Source organism: Enterobacter chuandaensis, from assembly GCF_003594915.1.
Lineage (GTDB): Bacteria > Pseudomonadota > Gammaproteobacteria > Enterobacterales > Enterobacteriaceae > Enterobacter > Enterobacter chuandaensis.
Window position 1 is genome coordinate 1 of sequence record NZ_QZCS01000027.1, and the last position, 3,779, is coordinate 3,779.

Genomic DNA, 3,779 nt, shown 5'->3' on the forward strand with positions numbered 1-3,779 from the left:
GCTGATCTGGTTGTAACCAAATGAATTTAAATAATTTTAAAGATAACCCAATTCCTTGTTATACATTTTTCTATACACATTTGAGCGCACGTCTGTTTTTAGGGTGAAAAATAAACAGAAATTGAACTTGATGAATTAGAGAACAAACGCGAGAAAAAAGTTTTTTTGCATTTAACTGTTCACACTGTTCACCTATGGTTTTTTATTAATAATTTCATGGTGATACAGGGTGAATATACGGTGAAGGGTGAACAGTGGATTGTTCACCTTGTGGCAATGACCAGAAAGGAAAAGACCGGCTGTTGCCGGTCTGAGTGAGGTTATGTCGCTGCGGGGTCGTCGCACTTCGGCAGCCAGTCGCCGTAGCTTTCCTCTTTCAGCGACAGGTTGGTTTGTATCCCCTGCTTTGTGTGCCGCTTCTCATAATTCAGGCCGAATTCTTTCAGCATCATGGGCAGCCCCAGCCCGAACATTTTCAGGCTGAGCACGTTCCTGTATCCGTTAGCCTCCATATAGGCCAGATACGCATGATAGAGGTATTTACGGTAATTACGCGGGATGATGCTGGCATTCCCCATAAACATCCCGCTGGTCTGCGGGAGCATTTCCAGATAGCCACAAAAATCAAACGTCGGGTCTGCATCGCGCTTAATGCTGAGCGCCTCGTCGGAATTCTGCTGCGACTGGAGCAGTGCGCGGGCGGTCATCGGGTCGCTGAACTTCTGCATAAGCTGGCGCACAATGACGGCCAGCTCGCGGGCAATTTTATCCCTGAGCTGCGGGTCGCGTTCCTCCGGCGCAATCTGCTCCGGAAAGTGAATAATCACCCGGCGACGTGACACACCGCCGCTGCGGTCGGTGAAGCGCATCGGGTTGTTGTTCACGGCCAGAATCACCGCCGGAATGTGTGTTGAGTAAGGGTTCTGGTATTTCGGGTCAACTGAAACTGCATCGCCGCCGGTGATGGCCTTGAGTCCTGCCCCGTCACCACTCCATTTTTCCTGGTCAGGCAGACGGATAAGCGAGAAGCCAATCAGGGAGGCACGCTTGCGCGGGTCTTCCAGTGTGTCGATATCAGCCGACGTGGCGTTATCTTCCCCGGCAAGCAGGGTCGCAATTTCGGCCAGTATACTTTTGCCGCTCCCGCCGGGACCGGTGACTTCGATAAAGAGCTGCCAGTCGTAGCGGTTCGCCAGCACCATAAACAGCGCAGCCAGAATCACGTCGCGTTTTTGTGGATTTTTACCGGCCGCACGGTCGAGCCAGCGCCAGAAGTTCGGCGCGTGCGTCTCCAGCGTTTCCCCCTCCACCGGCGGGGTGAAATCCACATCGCACAGCGTGCGCAGCCAGTGCGATTTGTGGTGCGGGCTGAACAGGCCACTTTGAGTATCGAGTACCCCGTTGCGAAAGCCAATCAGACGGCGTGCCGGTGTATCCTGCTGCGGAATAATCAGTTTCAGGGTCTCCACCACCGAGGCAATTTTCCCGGACGAGAACGGGGCGCGCAGGCGCTGGAATAAATCAGCCACATTCCGTGAAAAAGTGGCGGCAGGGATATTTTTCCAGATGCCGTTTTCATAGCGGGACAGGAGCTGGCCGTTTGCATCCACCGCCAGCGCTTCGCCGTAATGCTCATGCACCCGCAAGGCCTTGTCGCTGGCGCTCATGGCGGTAAATTCCGCTTCGCTCATGGTATCAAACGGACTTTGCGCCGGTGGCCGGATAGCGTCATAAATCGCTTTGCGCGTGGCTTCCTCGCCGTACTGTATAAACGCATCATTCCAGTCACCGAACACCGGCGGCAGGGCAACAACGCCCTCACAGGCGTCTGCGGCCTCAGCGGCTTTACTCTGGCCGTCGCCGTTAAGGTCACGGTCGGCGGCGAGGACAATCTGACAGGCCGGATATTTCTGACGGGCAAGGCTCGCCAGAGAAAGGAGGTTCACGGAGGACAGCGCCACCATGACGGTTTCCCCGGTCAGGTGATGCACGGTGAGTGCGGTCGCATAACCCTCTGCAATCCACAGGCGTTTTCCGGCCTGTTTTTTCCCTTCGATGATATGACATGCCCCTTTGACCTGACCGCCTTTCAGGGTGCGTTTGAGACCGTCAGCATTGATAAGCTGAAGGTTAACCAGTGCGCCGGTATCGTCATACAGCGGGACAACCACATCACCGGCGCGGAACGTCACGCCGCCGGTTTTATGCATGACGGTGAGCGTCAGACATTCCTGAGCGGGGAAACCCTTGCGGGTGAGGTAGGCGTTGCCGGTGGCCGGTCGGATTTTCTCCATGAGCCTGACGGCCAGCGCGGCCGCCGCTTTGCGGTCGGCCACAGTTTCAGCCTCTGCGGCCGTAATCACTTCCGGGGCAACCGGCGACAGATTGCCGGTCACGGCGTTCACCTTCCCGGCAGCTTCTGACGGGGTCACGCCAAACACTTTCTCTACCAGCTTAAGCCCGTCACCTGCGCCACACTGATTACAGAACCACGTGCCGCGCCCCTCTTTATCGTCAAAGCGAAAGCGGTCAGAGCCACCGCACACCGGGCAGGACTGATGGCGGTTTTTAATCACCTTCACACCCAGCGCAGGGAGAATGCGCGGCCAGTGGCCGCACGCCTGTTTTACCGTTTCTGTTACGTTCATTTTCATGGTTGTTTTCTCCCTCAGTGCAGTACCGGTGCGGTGATATGACGGGCGCAAAGCTCATCCATCACGGCCAGCCCGAGAAAGGACAGCGACGGGGCGGCTTTGAGTGGTCCGGCTTCCATTAAATCTTCCAGCAGGGCACAGGCAATCTGGCGGCCTTTTTCCTCGCCGTGCTGGCGCAGGTAGAAGCCCTCCAGCTCGGCGGCAATGGCGCTTTCCAGCGCATCAAGGGTGAGGTGTGGGTAGCGATGCTGGCGTTCGCACAGGGTCAGCCATGCACAGGCCACGGCACGACGATACAGCGCGGCGCGTAATACGGGCGGTAATGGATTTTTCATACGTTACCCTCCCCGGTCAGCCACTGCTGATTGCAGCGTTCGACCACGCCGTCGAGCTGGGCGGTCATGAGGTAAATCACGGAGGTGAGCTGTAAGTGCTGCGCCGGGTCACGATGAACGGTGGCGCAGTCCTGCACCTGCATCAGGTCGCCGACGAGCTGGCCGACGTTGCGCATATGCTCCAGACATTCGAGGTCACGGGCGGTAATAGTGGTGTGTCTCATGCGCTCACCTCCGCAACCGGCAGACGGCCAGCAAACGAGAGGACGTAATCGCGAACGAGAGAAAGGCGTGCAGCGTGTTCATCACCGGCAACGGTGCGGAGCATGCAAATACGGGGTTTACGGTCTGCGCGACGAACGGCGGCAAACACAAAGACAAACTGCGGGTGTGACGGGGTGAGGGTCGTAGCCATAAGGGCAACCTCCTTGAAGTAGCGGTTATTGCCACCACCGGAGCTGCAAATCTCATGGGTGGTAGCCCGGACGGGGTTTGCAGTACCGGCCTTCAAGGAAACCGGCCAGCCCGAAGGCTGCCCCGCCCGGACCACCATTATCTGACAGGGGCTATGGAATAAGCACCACAGCCCGAAAAATAGGTGTGCCTGAGCAACGACATAAAAAAACACGCTCGGCGCGTGTTGTGTCGCCTTGAAGTTACACGGGCTGCAAATCCCGGCTGTCGATTTTGCGACAGCGGGAAAACTATACCTGGAAACGGCGAAAAGAAGCAAGCCAGAAAAAGGGGCTGTTTGCTGAGCGGCCATCATCATGCGTCATAGCCCCGGTTA

The 3,779-nt window shown here is 56.7% G+C and carries 4 protein-coding genes; all 4 read right to left on the reverse strand.

Annotated elements, in window-relative coordinates; all coding sequences use genetic code 11:
• Positions 1-320: 320 nt before the first annotated feature.
• From D5066_RS22690 to D5066_RS22705, 4 genes are read right to left on the reverse strand one after another with little or no spacing between them, the layout of a single operon-like run.
• On the reverse strand, positions 321-2,654 hold the full coding sequence (locus D5066_RS22690; RefSeq protein ID WP_119917271.1) for a primase-helicase zinc-binding domain-containing protein: 2,334 nt from the start codon (positions 2,652-2,654) through the stop codon (positions 321-323).
• A gap of 14 nt (positions 2,655-2,668) precedes the next feature.
• Complete coding sequence (locus tag D5066_RS22695) at positions 2,669-2,989, reverse strand: DUF5375 domain-containing protein (RefSeq protein WP_058663595.1); 321 nt, start codon at positions 2,987-2,989, stop codon at positions 2,669-2,671.
• A complete protein-coding gene (locus D5066_RS22700; protein WP_119917272.1) occupies positions 2,986-3,213 on the reverse strand; it encodes a hypothetical protein in 228 nt (75 codons plus the stop codon). The genes D5066_RS22695 and D5066_RS22700 overlap by 4 nt, the downstream gene beginning before the upstream one ends.
• The gene (locus D5066_RS22705) at positions 3,210-3,761 is read right to left on the reverse strand and encodes a host cell division inhibitor Icd-like protein (RefSeq protein WP_058663596.1); all 552 of its coding nucleotides are present in this window, start codon (positions 3,759-3,761) and stop codon (positions 3,210-3,212) included. The genes D5066_RS22700 and D5066_RS22705 overlap by 4 nt, the downstream gene beginning before the upstream one ends.
• Between the last annotated feature and the right edge of the window lie 18 nt (positions 3,762-3,779).

What these genes read in the sequence shown, in the direction of transcription:
- D5066_RS22690 (WP_119917271.1), bottom strand. Translation starts at nt 2,654, where the DNA reads ATGAAAATGAACGTAACAGAAACGGTAAAACAGGCGTGCGGCCACTGG.
- D5066_RS22695 (WP_058663595.1), bottom strand. Translation starts at nt 2,989, where the DNA reads ATGAAAAATCCATTACCGCCCGTATTACGCGCCGCGCTGTATCGTCGT.
- D5066_RS22700 (WP_119917272.1), bottom strand. Translation starts at nt 3,213, where the DNA reads ATGAGACACACCACTATTACCGCCCGTGACCTCGAATGTCTGGAGCAT.
- D5066_RS22705 (WP_058663596.1), bottom strand. Translation starts at nt 3,761, where the DNA reads ATGATGATGGCCGCTCAGCAAACAGCCCCTTTTTCTGGCTTGCTTCTT.